This window comes from Streptomyces spinosus, assembly GCF_020400655.1.
Lineage (GTDB): Bacteria > Actinomycetota > Actinomycetes > Streptomycetales > Streptomycetaceae > Streptomyces > Streptomyces argyrophylli.
On the sequence record NZ_JAINRC010000021.1, the window covers coordinates 1 to 15,591 of the forward strand.

Annotated in this window: 14 protein-coding genes and 2 pseudogenes; 9 read left to right on the top strand and 7 right to left on the bottom strand. The window is 70.3% G+C overall.

Features of this window, described 5'->3' with window-relative positions:
• A pseudogene (locus tag LG395_RS33215) lies at window positions 1-239 on the bottom strand (hypothetical protein); the annotation flags it as partial.
• 73 nt (window positions 240-312) lie between these two features.
• On the opposite strand from LG395_RS33215, the pseudogene LG395_RS33220 reads away from it, so the two are divergent.
• Window positions 313-495, top strand: a pseudogene (locus LG395_RS33220) (IS701 family transposase); the annotation flags it as partial.
• A 142-nt stretch (window positions 496-637) separates the two neighbouring features.
• Here LG395_RS33220 and LG395_RS33225 read toward each other — a convergent pair.
• Entirely contained in the window at window positions 638-1,063 is a 426-nt protein-coding gene (locus tag LG395_RS33225; protein WP_225812323.1) for a PaaI family thioesterase, read from the bottom strand.
• A gap of 299 nt (window positions 1,064-1,362) precedes the next feature.
• Here LG395_RS33225 and LG395_RS33230 point away from each other — a divergent pair, with 299 nt between their 5' ends.
• The 3 genes from LG395_RS33230 (at window position 1,363) to LG395_RS33240 (ending at window position 5,500) form a co-directional block, all read left to right on the top strand.
• The gene (locus LG395_RS33230) at window positions 1,363-2,946 is read left to right on the top strand and encodes an FMN-binding glutamate synthase family protein (RefSeq protein ID WP_225812324.1); all 1,584 of its coding nucleotides are present in this window, start codon (window positions 1,363-1,365) and stop codon (window positions 2,944-2,946) included.
• A 14-nt stretch (window positions 2,947-2,960) separates the two neighbouring features.
• Entirely contained in the window at window positions 2,961-4,724 is a 1,764-nt protein-coding gene (locus tag LG395_RS33235; protein ID WP_225812325.1) for a thiamine pyrophosphate-dependent enzyme, read from the top strand.
• Between the two features lie 317 nt (window positions 4,725-5,041).
• Complete coding sequence (locus tag LG395_RS33240; RefSeq protein WP_225812326.1) at window positions 5,042-5,500, top strand: PPOX class F420-dependent oxidoreductase; 459 nt, start codon at window positions 5,042-5,044, stop codon at window positions 5,498-5,500.
• A gap of 21 nt (window positions 5,501-5,521) precedes the next feature.
• Here LG395_RS33240 and LG395_RS41305 read toward each other — a convergent pair whose 3' ends face one another.
• Complete coding sequence (locus tag LG395_RS41305) at window positions 5,522-5,929, bottom strand: transposase (protein WP_308071472.1); 408 nt, start codon at window positions 5,927-5,929, stop codon at window positions 5,522-5,524.
• A gap of 204 nt (window positions 5,930-6,133) precedes the next feature.
• On the opposite strand from LG395_RS41305, the gene LG395_RS33250 reads away from it, so the two are divergent.
• Window positions 6,134-7,951, top strand: coding sequence for a hydroxysqualene dehydroxylase (locus LG395_RS33250; RefSeq protein ID WP_225812328.1), 1,818 nt, complete (start codon window positions 6,134-6,136; stop codon window positions 7,949-7,951).
• A 515-nt stretch (window positions 7,952-8,466) separates the two neighbouring features.
• Here the strand turns inward: LG395_RS33250 and LG395_RS41780 are convergent.
• On the bottom strand, window positions 8,467-8,781 hold the full coding sequence (locus LG395_RS41780; RefSeq protein ID WP_372463502.1) for a hypothetical protein: 315 nt from the start codon (window positions 8,779-8,781) through the stop codon (window positions 8,467-8,469).
• A gap of 493 nt (window positions 8,782-9,274) precedes the next feature.
• On the opposite strand from LG395_RS41780, the gene LG395_RS33260 reads away from it, so the two are divergent.
• Both LG395_RS33260 and LG395_RS33265 read left to right on the top strand, forming a co-directional pair.
• Window positions 9,275-10,042 (top strand): SDR family NAD(P)-dependent oxidoreductase, encoded by a 768-nt coding sequence (locus LG395_RS33260; RefSeq protein WP_171159421.1) that lies wholly within the window; start codon window positions 9,275-9,277, stop codon window positions 10,040-10,042.
• A 26-nt stretch (window positions 10,043-10,068) separates the two neighbouring features.
• Complete coding sequence (locus tag LG395_RS33265) at window positions 10,069-10,440, top strand: MerR family transcriptional regulator (RefSeq protein ID WP_225812329.1); 372 nt, start codon at window positions 10,069-10,071, stop codon at window positions 10,438-10,440.
• A gap of 130 nt (window positions 10,441-10,570) precedes the next feature.
• On the opposite strand, the gene LG395_RS33270 is transcribed toward LG395_RS33265, so the two are convergent.
• The 3 genes from LG395_RS33270 to LG395_RS33280 form a co-directional block, all read right to left on the bottom strand.
• A complete protein-coding gene (locus LG395_RS33270; protein ID WP_225812330.1) occupies window positions 10,571-10,933 on the bottom strand; it encodes a DUF5335 family protein in 363 nt (120 codons plus the stop codon).
• Between the two features lie 51 nt (window positions 10,934-10,984).
• The gene (locus LG395_RS33275) at window positions 10,985-11,353 is read right to left on the bottom strand and encodes a hypothetical protein (protein ID WP_225812331.1); all 369 of its coding nucleotides are present in this window, start codon (window positions 11,351-11,353) and stop codon (window positions 10,985-10,987) included.
• 264 nt (window positions 11,354-11,617) lie between these two features.
• A complete protein-coding gene (locus tag LG395_RS33280; RefSeq protein ID WP_225812332.1) occupies window positions 11,618-12,175 on the bottom strand; it encodes a hypothetical protein in 558 nt (185 codons plus the stop codon).
• An 848-nt stretch (window positions 12,176-13,023) separates the two neighbouring features.
• On the opposite strand from LG395_RS33280, the gene LG395_RS41545 reads away from it, so the two are divergent.
• Both LG395_RS41545 and LG395_RS33290 read left to right on the top strand, forming a co-directional pair.
• A complete protein-coding gene (locus LG395_RS41545; RefSeq protein WP_225812333.1) occupies window positions 13,024-13,488 on the top strand; it encodes a LysR family transcriptional regulator substrate-binding protein in 465 nt (154 codons plus the stop codon).
• A gap of 488 nt (window positions 13,489-13,976) precedes the next feature.
• Window positions 13,977-15,563 (top strand): Na+/H+ antiporter, encoded by a 1,587-nt coding sequence (locus tag LG395_RS33290; protein WP_225812334.1) that lies wholly within the window; start codon window positions 13,977-13,979, stop codon window positions 15,561-15,563.
• The last annotated feature ends 28 nt before the right edge of the window (window positions 15,564-15,591 follow it).

Sequence of the window (15,591 nt, forward strand, 5' to 3'; positions counted from 1 at the left end):
CTGTCAGGCACGTAACCGACGCCCTCGAAGCCCAGATTGGCGTCGTCCTTGCTGCCGGTGTCGAGCTGGGGGAACTGCGACGTCATGTCCCACTGGTGGACCGGCGTCAGGGTCGATCCGGTCGCGGCCGGGTCGAACTCCATGATCGTGTCCTTGGGAACCGTGTTGTCGGCGTTGTCACGCTCGGACGTCACGTAGATGTGACCGTTGCCGCCGACCGTCAGGCCCTCGGAGTCCATCTGGCCCGAGCCGCCCGCGAAACGGATCTGTTTGCCGGTCGCGCTCCACGACGGGTCCGGGACCCACTTGCCGCAGGAATGTGGCCTGGACGACTACCAGGTCCGCGGCTGTCCCGGGCGGCACCGGCACATGACCCCGGCCATGGCCGCCCACGCTTGCCTGACCGTCCCGCGAGCCCGCGAGCTGGAAACGGACAAAGCAGAAACGCATCCTCCCAGCTCATCCACCTCAGCCTCGCCGAGATACGACGGCTGATCACCCGCCTCACCGACCGCCGGCCCACACCCGTCGACCGGCACCCTCCGCTGGTCCGACGGTGCGCCGGCCGGTCCGCCCGTCAGGTCACGCGTACTGGAAGCCCCACAGGTCGGCGCCGCTCAACGTGCCCCTCTGTGGTTCAGCTCTCCTGGTTGGCCGCCCGCACGATCGTCCCCTGCGCCACGGCGACCAGGTGCTCCTCGCCCTGCTCCGAGACGACGTAGACCGAGCACTGGCACACGGCTTGCCGCCGGGTCGTGGCGGTCGCCTCGGCGCGGGCGACGACGAGATCGCCCACGGCCGGCCGAATGTAGTTGATCTTGTACTCGACGGTGAGCGCGTCGCCGCCGAGCGCGAGTCCTCCGGCGAAGGTCAGCGCGTTGTCCGCCAGGTAGCTGAGGACTCCGCCGTGCACGAAGCCGTGCTGCTGCTGGATCTCGGGCCGGTTGACGACGCGGATCTCGGCCGAGTCCCGTCCTACGGAGATGAGTTCGGCGCCCAGGAACATGCTGAACGGCTGGGCCTGGAAAATGCTCTGCGCGAAACGGGTGAGGTCCGTGGTCAAGAGTGCCGTCCTGTCGTTCGGGGAGGGGCGGTCGCGTCCGGGCCGGTGAGCCGCTCGTCGAAGGTCTGCCGCTTCCTGGCGACGGTACGGGACCGGTGGCATCGGCCTACGGTAGCCGTGGTGATCTGCCGGCGGCCGACGGCCCCCGTGAGCGCACAGCGTCGCCCGTAGGTCCCCGCGTTCCCGCCGTTCCGTTCCGGTGACCCGGCGCCGGGCGGCCGTCGGCCGCGTGCGCCACCCTTACGGGTTTCTTGACGAACCACAGGACTGGAAGGCCGACCGAGGGCAATGCGGCAAGGGTGACCCGCATTGCGATCGTCGTCCTGACCCTGACACTCGGCCTCCTCGCGGCCGTCGCCGCGGTGCTGGCATCGCCATGGTGGTGCTTCGGCGCCGTGCCCCTCCTCGCGCTGGGCCTGCTGGGCGCTTGGGACCTGCTCCAGCGCCGGCACTCGGTGCTGCGCAACTATCCCGTGCTGGGCCACGCCCGCTTCCTCCTGGAACGGATCCGCCCCGAGCTCCAGCAGTACTTCATCGAGCGGAACTTCGACGGGCGCCCCTTCGACCGGGACGTCCGCACCATCGTCTACGAGCGGGCCAAGGGTACGGACGCCGAACAGCCGTACGGCACCGAACGCGATGTCTACCTGGCCGGATACGAGTACCTGGTGCCCTCCATGGCCCCGCGCCAGGCGCCGAGCACGCCGCCGCGGGTCCGGATCGGCGGCCCCGACTGCCGCCACCCCTACGACATGGCGCTGCTGAACGTGTCGGCGATGAGCTTCGGCTCGCTGTCGGCCAACGCGATCCTCGCCCTCAACGGTGGCGCAGCGGCCGGCGGCTTCGCCCACGACACCGGCGAAGGCGGTCTGTCGGAGTACCACCTGCGACCGGGCGGGGACCTGGTCTGGGAAATCGGCACCGGCTACTTCGGCTGCCGTACCCGGGACGGCGACTTCGATCCCGCCGAGTTCGCCGACAAGGCCGCGCACGACAACGTCAAGTGCGTCTCCCTGAAGCTGTCGCAGGGCGCCAAGCCCGGCATCGGCGGCGTCCTGCCCGGGAGCAAGGTCAACGCGGAGATAGCGAAGGTACGCGACGTGCCCCAGGGGCAGACGGTGATCTCGCCGCCGTACCACAAGCTGTTCTCCACCCCGCGCGAACTCGTCCGCGCCGTCGCCCGGCTCCGGGAGCTGTCCGGGGGCAAGCCGACCGGGTTCAAGCTGTGTGTGGGCCCGCGGCAGCAGTTCCTCGCCGTGTGCAAGGCCATGCTGGAGGAGGGCACCGCGCCTGACTTCATCATCGTGGACGGCGGAGAGGGCGGCACCGGGGCCGCGCCCATGGAGTTCGCCGACCACGTGGGCGCCCCGCTGACCGAGGGCCTGCTCACCGTGCACAACGCCCTGGTCGGCGCGGGACTGCGCGACCGCGTCCGGATCGGGGCGAGCGGCAAGATCGCCACCGGCACCGACCTGGTCAAACGCCTCGTCCAGGGCGCCGACTACGGCAACGCCGCACGAGCGATGATGTTCGCCGTCGGCTGCATCCAGGCCCAGCGGTGCCACACCAACACCTGCCCCAGCGGCGTGGCCACCCAGGACCCCCGGCGCGCCCGCGCCCTGGACGTGCGGGACAAGGCCCCACGCGTGCGGCGCTTCCAGGAGGCGACCGTGGCCAGCGCCCTGGAGATCATGGCGTCCATGGGGGTCACCGACCCCGCCGACCTGCGCCCGCACATGCTCCGCCGGCGCATCGACCCCCGCACCGAACGCTCCTACGAGGAGCTGTACGAGTGGCTGGAGCCCGGACAGTTGCTCGCCGAGCCGCCGGAGGCCTGGGCGGCCGACTGGAAGACCGCCGACCCCGACCGTTTCACCGTCTGACCTGGAGGACCGAAGTGGCCCGTACTGTCGCCCGTGTCATCGTGGACGCCCTGAGCGAACTCGGCGTGCGCCAGGTGTTCGGCGTCGTGGGGGACGCCCTGAACCCCTTGACGGACGCCTTGCGCACCACGGACGGCGTGGAGTGGGTGGGATGCCGGCACGAGGAGGCGGCGGCGTTCGCCGCGAGCGCCCAGTCGCAGCTCAGCGGCACCCTGGGCGTGTGCATGGGCACGGTCGGACCGGGCTCCGTGCACCTGCTCAACGGGCTGTACGACGCGGCCAAGAGCCACGCGCCGGTACTGGCCATCGCCGGTCAGGTGCCGCTCGGTGAACTGGGCAGCGACTACTTCCAGGAGGTCGACAACGACGCCCTCTTCAGCGACGTGGCCGTTTTCCGCGCGACCGTCACCTCGCCCGACCAGCTGCCGCACCTGCTGGAGCTGGCCGTGCGCAACGCGTTCGGCCGCAAGGGCGTGGCCGTCCTGACGGTGCCGGGCGACCTCGGCGACCGCGAGCTGAGCACGGACCGCCCGGCCCGCTTCTCGCTGAACTCGCCGGTGACCCGGCCGGAGGAGCCCGCCGTGCGCGAGGCGGCCGAGCTCCTCGACCGCGCCGAGCGGGTCACGCTGCTCGTCGGGCGGGGCGCCCGCCAGGCCCGCGAGGACGTCCTCGCCCTGGCCGACCGGCTGGCCGCGCCGATGGTCCTCACCCTCAAGGCCAAGGAGGGCTTCGAGGGCGACGCCAACCCCTTCCAGGTCGGCCAGACCGGACTGATCGGCAACCCGGCCGCCGCCTCGGCCCTTGAAGAGGCGGACACCCTGCTGCTCCTGGGCACCGACTTCCCCTACCGGGACTGGTATCCCGAGGGGAAGACCGTCGTGCAGGTGGACACGGAGGCGACCCACATCGGGCGGCGGGTACCGGTCGAAGTCGGCCTCGTCGGCGACACGGGCGCGACCGTCCGCGATCTGCTCACCCACCTCGCCGCCCCCGCGCCCGGGACGGACGGCGCGCGGGACCGCTCGCACCTGGAGAAGGCGCGGAAGCGATTCCAGGAGTGGCGCACCGGTCAGGCGCGGCTCGCCGACCCGTCGCACGACAAGGGTCTGATCGGTCGGCTGCGGTCCACGTTCGACAACCGTTCCGATGACATCCGCCCCGAGGCGCTGGCGGCCGTGGTGGACCGGCTCGCCGCGGACGACGCGGTCTTCACATCCGACACCGGCATGGCGACGGTGTGGCTGTCGCGGTTCGTCGAGATGCGCGGCGAGCGGCAGCTGATCGGCTCCTACAACCTCGGTTCGATGGCCAACGCGATGCCGCAGGCGCTGGGCGCCCAGTGCCTGGACCGGGAGCGGCAGGTCGTGGCCTTCTGCGGGGACGGGGGGCTGAGCATGCTGCTGGGCGACCTGATGACGCTGAAGACGCACCGGCTCCCCGTCAAGCTCGTCGTCTTCGACAACCGCCGCCTGGGCATGGTCAAACTGGAGCAGGAACAGGCAGGGCTGCCGGAGTTCGGCACGGTGCTGGACAACCCGGACTTCGCCGCCGTCGCCGAGGCCATGGGCATCCCCGGCATCCGCGTCACCGAACCGGCCGAACTGGAGAAGGCCGTGCGCCGCGCCTTCGACACGCCGGGTCCGGTGCTGCTCGACGTGCTCACCAACCCGGACGAGGTCGCGGTCCCGGCCAAGCCGACCGTCGAGCAGGGCTGGGGGTTCGCGGTGGCCAAGGTCAAGGAGATCGTCCGCAGCCACGGGGACGACGGCACCGCCTGACGCGTGGGGCGGGTGCGTGGGGCGGCCCCGCCGGCCGGTTCGGTGGCCGGCGGGGCCGGATGTCCGGTCATAGCGGCCCGGTTGTACGTGTACAGCAACCAGGGCCGCGCGGACGCCGACCGCAGCCACATCTGCCCGCATCGGCTCGAGCACCCTTCACGCTAGGGCGGTGGGTAACCGCGCGTGTACCGATCTGATGCGGATTTGGCCGACCGTTCGGGGCCTCCCTGTAGGTAGCCCGGTCGTGTTGTGAAAGTGGAGGGATGGGTTCACGGCGTCCACGAAATTGTCGGGTGGCTGGTGATGTTGACCACGTCATGACTCAAGGACCAGCGCCTCGCCCACTGTCCGACGAAGCTCTCTCCAACCTGCTTGGCAAGCAGCAGTTCGGCACGCTCGCCACTGTCAAGCGCAGTGGCCATCCGCACCTGACCACCATGCTGTACAGCTGGGACTCCGAGGCCCGCATCGTGCGGTTCTCGACGACGGCCGACCGCATCAAGGTCGGGCACCTGCGGCGCGACCCGCGTGCGGCGCTGCATGTGCAGGGCGGTGACGTGTGGTCGTTCGCCGTCGCCGAAGGCGAAGCCGAGGTCTCCGAGATCACGAGGGTTCCTGGCGATGCGGTTGGTCGGGAGCTGCTCGGGATGATTCCTCAGGCCGCGAAGCCGGAGAATGAAGACGCGTTTCTGGAACAGTTGGTCGCCGAGCGCCGAGTGGTCATCCGGTTGAAGGTGGACCGGCTGTACGGAACCGCGCTCGACATCAACGGCTAGGACGTATCGGGTTCGCGCTGGTCATAGCCACTCGTTGAGGGCGGCGACCAGCACGGTGGCGTGATGGCGAACGGCGAGCTTGTCGTACCTCGTGGCGACTGCGCGATGGCGTTTCAGCCGGTTGGTCCCGCACTCGGCGGAGTGCCGGTGCTTGTAGTCGTCCTGGTCGAACTTGGGCGGGCGGCCACCGTGGGATTCAAGCTTCTTGCGGTTGCGGACCTGGTCGGCCTCCTCCGGGATGGTGCACCGCACGCCGTGTCTGCGCAGATAGGCACGGTTCGCGCGCGAGCCGTAGGCCCGGTCTGCGCGGGCGTTGTCGGGCCGGGAGCGCGGTCGGCCCGGCCCGATTCGGGGCACGTGGACGGCGCCCAGGACCGGCTGGAACTGGGGGCTGTCGTGCCGCTGGCCGGCGGTGATGAGCAGGGACACGAGGCCCGAGCCCGCGAGGCGGTGACCGGGACGCGTCCTCCTCGCGGCCGCCAGCCGTCCAGCAGACAGCGATGGTGGGCAGCCGGCCCCTGCGGGCAGGGACGTCCGCGCCCTTGGGCGGCTCCGTCCGTGATGGTGAGGATGCTGTGGAGGACGGGAAAGCGGCTTCCGGGCTCCCGGAACCCTCTTTACTCTCCCGGAACCATGGCAACAGAACACGCGCAGCGGCCTCAGCCGAACGCGGGGCATTCCCGCCGACGTTTCCTCACGGCCGCCGGTGGCGCGGCCGGCACGACCGTGTTACGGCCTGCAGCGTCGGCAGCCGCGGCCACATCCTCCCGTCGGCGCGTCGCCGTCCTCGGCGGCGGTGTCTCCGGGCTCAGCGTCGCCCATGAACTCGCCGAACGCGGCTACGCCGTCACCGTCTATGAGTACTACGACGCCCTCGGCGGCAAGGCCCGCTCGATGGACGTTCCCGGCATGGCCACCGACGGGCGCAGGCTCCTGCCCGGCGAGCACGGCTTCCGCTTCTTCCCCGGCTTCTACCGGAACCTCCCGGACACGATGCGTCGTATCCCCTTCCCCGGCAACACCCACGGCGTCCACGGCAACCTCCGCAATGCCACCGAGGAGTTGTTCGCCCGCGGCTCGGGCCGCCCCGACCTGCACTTCCCGCTGCGCCGCAGCACGACCCCGCCGGCCCCCGGTGACATCACGGTGCCCTGGCTCCGCGACCAGATCCTGTCCGTCCTGGATGTGGGCACCCGCCTGCCCGCCCACGAGGTCGCCTACTTCACCGACCGTATCCTCGTCCACCTCACCAGTTGCGACGCACGCCGTGAGGACCAGTGGGAGAGGGTCGCCTGGTGGGACTTCATCCGCGCGGGAGAGATGAGCAGGGAGTACCAGACGTTGCTCGGCATCGGGCAGACCCGCAACCTCGTCGCCACCCGCGCCGAGGTGGCGTCGACCAGGACCGTCGGCCGTGTCATCATCGAGGCGCTGATCCTGTGGGGCCTGCTAGGCCGCGGGCTGGACGGCGACGCCGACATCGACCGCGTCCTGAACGCTCCCACCAGCGAGGCGTGGATCGACCCCTGGGAGGCGCATCTGCGCTCCCTCGGTGTCGACTTCGTGACCGGCACGCAGGTATTGGAGGTCGGCTACGAAGGCGGACGGGTGACCGGCGTCCGCGTCGCGGATCGCGACGGTGGCCACGAGCGCGTGATCACCGCCGACCACTACGTCTCCGCGATGCCCGTCGAACACGCCCGCGCCACCTGGGGCAGGACCCTGCGCGCCGCCGACCCGCAGCTCGGCCGGTGCGACGCGTTGCAGACGGACTGGATGACCGGCGTGATGTTCTACCTGCGTACGCCCACCCCCGTTGTGCACGGTCACATCAACTGCCTCGACTCGCCCTGGTCGGTGACCGCCATCGGCCAGGCCCAGTTCTGGGACGTACGCGACTTCTCCCGCGACTACGGCGACGGGCGGGCCCATGACTGCCTCTCCGCGATCATCTCAGAATGGGACAAGCCAGGCATCTTGTACGGCAAGACGGCCAAGAAGTGTACGCGGGACGAGATCGTCGCCGAGCTGTGGGCGCAGCTGAAGGACGGACTGAACGACACGGGCAAGACCACGCTCAGGGACGAGGATCGTCTCGGCTGGTTCATGGACCCGGCAGTCACCGGCCTGGGCGGCCCCGACCCGCATAACCGCGAACAGCTTCTCATCCACCCGGCGGGCACGCTCTACCATCGTCCCTCCGCACGGACGAGAGTGCCGAACTTCTTCCTAGCGGGCGACTACATCCGCACCGACGTGGACCTGGCGACCATGGAAGGCGCCAACGAGTCCGCGCGGCGAGCCGTCAACGCCCTGCTGGACGCGGACCGTTCGGACGCCGAGCGGTGCCGGGTGTGGGAGCTGTACCGGCCGCCGGAGATGGAGCCCCTGAAGCGAATCGACGAGGTGCGCCACAGGCTGGGGCTGCCCAATACGTTCGACCTGGGGTGAGTCGGACACCGACATCACCGGACGTACCCAGCTCCCCCACCTCCTCCACATCGCCGCCGCCCTGGGAGACAATCCGTGGCGGCGGCACCGAACAGCTGCCGGCGCTCCACGCTATTGGAGCCGGACGGCAGTACGCCAGCACACCGGGACGGTTCGGCTCCTGCCAGTTCGGTGTGGTCGCCGCGTACGCCACCGGAACGGGTCGGGTCCTGGTCGACCAGGGACCGCACCGGAACCAAAGGCCTACGGGTCCACGGCTGAGCCACGGCCAAGCTGCCCGCCAACCTCGTCTTCGATCACTCTCCTGCCCCACCCACGAGCCGGTCTGTTCGGTTTCTCTGGCAGCAGCAGGTGCCGGAAGTTCCCGGATCCGTCCGGTACGGGGGCGGCCGCGGGCCGGCAGGGCGACCGGCGGACCGGGCACCAGCCGCCGGCCCGTCTCGGACAGTCCCGCAGGGTTGCGGGGGCGCCCGGGGGCTCGGCCCGGCAGCAGATACCGCGACCGGCCAGCCGCGTCACCCGAGTGGGACGTGCGCTGGAGTCAAGGGCCCAGCATCCAGATGGGCGGCGATGCGCGTGATCGTCCCGATGTTGTCCTCGAACAGATACGCCCGCATGCCCGCCGCCCGGGCGGCCTCAACGTTGACTGCGACGTCGTCCCACCGGGGACCGTGCGGCTCCACCTGGCCGACGGGGTACCGCTGTCGCGGCCGGAGGAACAGGTCTTCGAGGCGATGCTCGACGGTCGGCGCAACCGGCAGCTGGCGCGGAACCTGGCGTTGTCGACCAGCAACGGACGAAAGCGGAAGGTGCGGGCGTTCGCCGCGCACGCGGATGCCTTTCCGTGGAGCTGGTCCTCGATGCCGGCGGACGAGTGGTCCGGTGACTTGCGGGCGGTCCGTGGCTGCGTCCGCTCGACGCTGAGCGGCTACCAGGTGGCGGTGCGCCTGTTCTGCGATCACGCCACCGACCCGGCCTGCGGCTGGGCGGCTGGGTGTGAGCGCCGCTTCGGCACCCATCCGATCCAGGTGTGTCACGAGTGGAATACCGCCGTGCACATGCAGGAGTGCGGAAGCCATGGCACCTCGGCTTCGCCACCTCGGCTTCCCGACCCGGCCAGGACGCACAGCGGCGATCCGCCGACTCGTCCTCCAGGCCCCGGCCGGGCGGTCGCCCGGATGCTCGGCCACAACGACGACCACGCCACCCGGATGGCCGAAGAGGCTGGAGGAACTCGGCGTCACCATGCCCCCGGTGACCAGCGGCGGTGGCTACCGCCCGTCAGGCGCTGCTTGACCTTGCCGCTGGCGGCAGGGTTGCACGATGACCGGCATGAACAGCACCGCGCCGCAGAGCAGCAGGGTCGTCGCCGTCACCGGAGCCGGCACCGGGATCGGCCGGGCCACCGCCCGCGCCTTCGCCGCTGAGGGGGCTCACGTGGTCGCGATCGGGCGGCGGGCCGAGCCCCTCAAGGAGACCGGGGCCGGGCACGACCGGATCACGCCGATGGCCGCCGACATCACCGCCGAGGGCGAGCCGGAGCGGATCATCCGGGAGGTGCTGGAGACACACGGCCGGCTGGATGTGCTGGTCAACAACGCAGGCATCGTGCGCAGCGGCGCCCTCGGCACGCTGACGCCGGAGATGATCACAGCTCAGCTTGCCACCAACCTCGTCGCCCCCATCCTGCTGGCCCAGGTCGCGCTGCCACTCCTGGAGAAGTCGGGCGGGGCGATCGTCAATGTCAGTACATCGGTGGGGCAGCGGGCCTGGCCCGGCAGCTCGGTCTATGCGGCTACCAAGACCGCTCTTGAGCTGCTGACCCGCAGCTGGGCGGTCGAGCTGGCACCTCGCGGGATCCGGGTGGTGGCGGTTGCCCCCGGCGCGATCGACACCCCCATCGGCGAGCACCAGGGCCTGACGCCGGAGCGGATGGCAGCGGTGCGGGAATGGCAGCTGGCGCACACCCCACTGGCCCGGATCGGCCGCCCCGAGGAGGTGGCCTGGGCAGTCACCCAGCTTGCCGCACCGGCCGCGTCGTTCGTCACCGGAGTGGTACTCCCGGTCGACGGCGGAGCGGTCGTGGCGTGATAGGAGTGGCCCGGGAGGTGGGATGGGTGCGGATCGGTGAGCTGGCCAGGGCGACCGGGACAACCGCCCGTGCGCTGCGGCACTACGAGCGGGCTGGGCTGATCTCCTCGCAGCGGGCCCCCAACGGCTACCGCATCTACGACGAGCGGGCGGTGATGCGGGTCCGCAATATCCGCTATCTGCTGGCCGCCGGGCTTACCTTGGACGACGTGCGGGTGTTCCTGCCGTGCCTAGACGGCGATGTGGCCGCCGCACCACCCTCGGAGAAGGGCCTGCGGGTGGGGTTGGAACGGCTGGCGGTCCTCAACGAACGGATCACCGCCCAGACCGAGGCCCGCGACCGGCTGGAAACCGCGCTGCGAAAGGCAACCGGTGGCCGGATCCCCCCAGTGGCCTGAACGCCCGCAGCACCGGGTCCACCCCCGTGGCGCTGGGCAGGGGAGGAAGCAGGACCCGGGTCGTGCGTCGCATCACGGGCCAGCGTAAGAGGTGCCGCGACAGCTGACGGCGGCGGGCGCGCCTCAGGGGTCAGGACTCCGTGCCGGACTCCTGGGGGAAGAAGGTGATCAGCGTGGCGGTGCCGTCCTTGTCGACTGTCCGGACCGCCGGCTCGGGAATGTCCTGCGTGGCGACGTCGATCTCCCTGGGGTGCCACACCAGGTGCCGCAGGACGACGGGGTAGCGCGGCGACCGTCCGCCGACGGAGACGGCCACCACGTCGTCCTTCGAGTCGTACACGAGGGTGGCGAAGGGCAGCCGGTCGGCTTCGCTCTGGTGCCCGACCTCGGGGTCCAGTACCTCGATGGTGACGAACTCTCCCTGGTGTTCCTCGGTCATCTGGTTGAGGACGGTCTCCCAGGTGTTGCGGTCGAGCGTTTCGGTACCGGCCATCGTCGTTCCTCCTCCGGTGGCGATCTGCTCTCCCGACGGTAGCCGCAGCCTTCAGCGACTGCCTCGGCCTGACAGGTCGAGGCAGTCCGGCCCTGCTGGACCTGCCTGGACGAGTCCGGGCCGAAGCCCCACGGGGCGGGCTCCGGTACGGGCGCGTTGCCGAGGAGGTACGTCGGCGCGCGCGGCTGCGCTCGGTCCTTCAGGAGGCGCGCTGTCGGTCCTCTCGAGCATCTTCACCGGCCCGTATTCCGTGATCACGTTGCGGGTGACCCGGGTCAGGTCGACGGGCTCTTTGAGGTGGCCGTTCATCTCCCAGCAGGCCTGGTGTCCCAGCCAGGTCAGCGCCGGGGTCAGCGTGAGCGTGAGGCCGTCCAGGGCGTAGGTGTCGTCGCTCACATCTTCGACCAGGCGGACGCTCATGTCACTCCTCACCCGTTTGCGGGCCGGGAACGCGTCGGTCAGACGGTCGCACGTGGCGGACTGAGAGCACATCGGCGGGCACAAAGCCGCAGGTGGGATGGCTGGGGAAGGCGAGGGGTGGCCTTGCGGACACCGGATGCCGCGCGCCCGGCATCCGTAACCGGCAGGGCTGTAGGGGGCGTGACCGCCACGCACATGGGCCAAAATGGGACCCCGGCCCGATTCCGGCGGGCCGGGGCTCCACAGTGAGCGGTCGGCCGCGGTCTAGTACTCGTCGTGGTGACGCTTGATGACCCGGAAGCTGGCCACCACGCCGTCCTCGATGTCGATGCCCTCGGTGCAGTCCGGCTTCACGCCGTAGCTGGAGCTGTGCGGGCCGACGGTGGCGATGGGAGCGCCGTTGTCGCAGACGGCCCCGCGGAAGACCTCGACGGTCTTGCGGCTTTCGTTGCGGACGTTCAGGGTCTTCGCGCCCAGACCGCTGACCACGGTGATGCAGTCACCGGGGTGGGTGGAGTACGAGCGCTCGTTGACCTGGATACGGCCCTCGTCCCTGCCCTTCCCTCCCTCGTTGTCCTCGTCGTTGTCGTTGCCCCGGCCCTCGTTGTCGCGGCCTTCGTTGCGGCCCTCGTTGCCCTTGCTGTTGTTGCCCTCGTTGCCCTTGCCGTTGCCGTTGCCGTTGCCACCGGTCACGGCCGCGACGGCGGCCGGGGCTTCCTGGGGCACCGAAGCGGAGGCGGCCGAGGCGTAGGTGATGCCGGTCGCGGCCACGGCGGCGGCAGCCGACACAACGGCGGTGACCACGGTCGAACGAACCTTCATGTCACGATCTCCTGTCGCGCAGAGAGGCGCCGGCCCGTCGGCCGGCTCGTGAATGAAATTACCTACAACCGACATCACGGGCATATCGGAAGGTCATGGATTTAGCTCCGAATAGGGTATTCTCGGCTCCTTCATCAAGAGCTGACAGCAAGTCACATCAGCTATGTAAAAGGCAGATTGACATACTATTAGGCTTTCCAGGTGACATTCTGACGCCTCCTCGCTCCCGTAACGACGGCGCGTCGCTGCGGACGCGGCGAACTGAGCCGTGTTAGAGGGTGCCGCGCCGGAGCCTGTAGACGGGCCTCACAGCCCGGCAGGAGATCGCGGAGCACCCCGGCCCAGAGCACCCCTACACCGTGGCCGGCGGTGACCGGGAGCTGCAAGACCCCTGCCCGGAAGCTGCCGGGTACCCGGGCAGCAGCTATGACCTGGGGGAACTGGGGAGCATGAGCCGGTCTTCGGGTAGGGCCACTGCCTGTGGACGAGGGTCTGCGGTCAGGCTAGGGGCGCAGGCCGCGCTGTACGCGAGCGTCCTGGCCCTGTTCCGGAGGCGGGTGTCCGGTGCCGTGGGTGCGCTGACGGACCACGGTGGTGAACCCGGTCATCCGCCGCTCGTGGTCTTCCATGATCCGCTGCAGGACCGCCTCCTGCCGCGGGGGGCAGGGCCGGGATCTCCGGCAGGTACACGTCGGCGATCTGCTGGTCGAAGCCTGCCCGTGCGATCGGCTCCCCGACGGCCCCGACGGCACGCGCCTGGCGAGCGACATTGGTGCACAGGGTCTTTTCCGCCTCACCGGCGGCGCGGTGACGGCGGCGATCTGCTCCGTCTGCCGGTACAGGACGGGGTGGAACGGGCGGACGTCAGCATCATCCGTCTGCCCGTCGACCAGAGCGGTCCGCACGTACAGCCGCTGTTCACCGAGCCTCGCGTGGCCGTCCTTCCCATCGGCCATCCGCTCGCCGGAAGGTCCGCCGTCACGGTCCTCGACCTGGCGGACGACCACCTCTTGCAGGCTCCGGACGCGGTGCCCGAGTGGCGTGACGTGGCACGCGAACTGCGCACAGGTCAATGCGACGACGTCCCTGCCCTGCACAGCGTGGAAGAGAAGCTCGAGCTGGTCGCCGCCGGGGCGGGCATCCGCGTCCTCCCGCTCTCCACCGCCGCCTTCTGCGCACGTCCCGATGTCGTCGCCGTACCCGTCGACGGCATCGGCCCCAGCCGGGTGTGCCTCGTCTGGGTCGCCACGCGCCGCTCCCGGCCCATCCAGGACTTCGCCGATGCGTTCCCTTCCCTGGCACCGACTGCGTGACAGGAGTGTGTCCCTCGGAAGGGGAGACAGGGGCCGACCTGGACCAGGTGCGGACGGCGAAGGGTCGTTCCCGTGCTGCCGGTCGGTCCCGTGGGCGATCAGTGACCGTGCGGTGGTACGGCCGGTGGTGTGGTGCTGCCGGGCGGCGCGGGACATGCCGGGAGCCGCCGGCCGGCTCGGGCGGTGACGCCTTCGATGGTCCGGCGACCGTGTTGTCCGGACCCCCGTCGCAGTCCGCGGTCCGCCTGACGTGAGCCGTGATCGCCGCGTGCGACGGGGCAGGCGCAGCGGAGCGGCAACCGGAGACCATCGGTCGTGCGGACGTAACGGGACTCGGTGGCGTCGGCCCGTCCTCCGCGCCAGCCGACACGCCGCCTCCCACACCCGCGGAACACGCCCCGCCCGGCATACTCCACAGCGGGGGCCTGCTGCCCGCCGCCGGAGCTGCGTCCGGGCCGGCCCTCATCTGCCGCCGACCCCGGAGCACCATGCTCGGTCTTGAACTCGTCGTACTGCTGGGCTCGGCGACGCTGCTCGGTAACGTGCTCTCGAAGCACTTGCGCATCACGCCGCCCGTCGTGTTGCTCGTCGCCGGCGTGCTGCTCGGTTTCATCCCTGCGCTGCGCGAGGTGCATCTGCGCCCGGACGTCGTACTGCTGCTGTTTCTTCCTGCGCTGCTCTACTGGGAGAGCCTGAACACCTCACTGAATCAGGTCCGGATCCACCTGCGGGGCATCGTTCTGCTGAGCACCGTCCTGGTCGTCATCACGGCCGCGTCGGTCGCCGCCACCGCCCACGCGCTGGACCTGCCATGGGGGCCCGCCTGGGTGCTGGGCGCCGCCGTGGCCCCGACCGACGCGACGGCCCTCGGCATCGTCGGGCGGTTGCTTCCGCGGAGCCAGGTCACCGTGCTGCGCGCCGAAAGCCTGGTCAACGACGGCACCGCGCTGGTCGTGTACGGCGTGGCCGTCGGCATCGCGATCGGCCGGGAACACCTCGTCGCTTCACACGTGGGGTGGCTGTTCGTGCGGGCTTACGCCGGCGGCGCGCTGGTCGGTGCGGCCATCGCCTGGATGGCCGTCTGGGCGCGACAACGAATCCGGGCGGACCCGCTGCAAGGCCAGTCCCTGATGCTGCTGGTCCCTTTCACCACCTACCTGATCGCCGAGGAGATCGGCGCCTCCGGGGTCGTCGCCGTGGTCGTCTGCGGACTGATCATGAGCCAGGTGGTGCCGCGCGTGGTACGCGCGGACATGCGCCTGCAGGCGAACGCGTTCTGGACCGTGGCCACCCACCTGCTCAACGGTTCCCTGTTCGTACTGGTCGGACTCGAACTCCACTCCTCCGGCGAGCGGTTGTCTGCCGGCGACCTGTCGTGGACAGTGTTCACCGCCCTCGCCGCGACCGCCGTCGTGATCGGCGTGCGTCTGTGCCACCTGTACGCCAGCGCCTATCTCATCCGCTCGCTCGACCGCCGTCCGAAACAGCGGATGCTGCGCTTCAGCAACCGGTCCCGACTGGTCAGCGGGCTGTGCGGTTTCCGCGGCGCCGTCTCCCTCGCGGCGGCGCTCGCCGTGCCCTTCCACAACGACTCCGGTGCGCCTTTCCCGGACCGGGACGTGATCGTGTTCGTGACCGGCGGAGTGATCGTGCTGACTCTGCTGCAGGGACTCGTGCTGCCGGCCGCGGTGCGCTGGGCCCGGCTGCCACGCGACACCACGCCCGAACAGGAGCGTCAGCTCGCGGAGACCATCGCCACGCAGGAGGCCCTCGATGCCCTGCCCCGGCTCTCCGCTGCTCTCGGCATCAACGACGACGTGGCCGAGCGGCTGCGCACGGAGTACGAGAACCACCTCACCTTCCTGCGCGCACGCGTCGACGGCGACGAGGAACATCCCGTCCTCCGCAAGGAGCGGGAGTACCGGACCCTGCGACTGGCCCTCGTCGCGAGCAAGCGCGCGACGCTCGTACGGCTCCGGGACGAACGCCGGATCGACGACGCCGTGCTGCGCGAGTTGGTGACCCGACTGGACAACGAAGAAGTCGGACTTGCCCCCCATCAGCCGACCGACTGAACGGACCGGGACAGCGACCCCTGGTCGC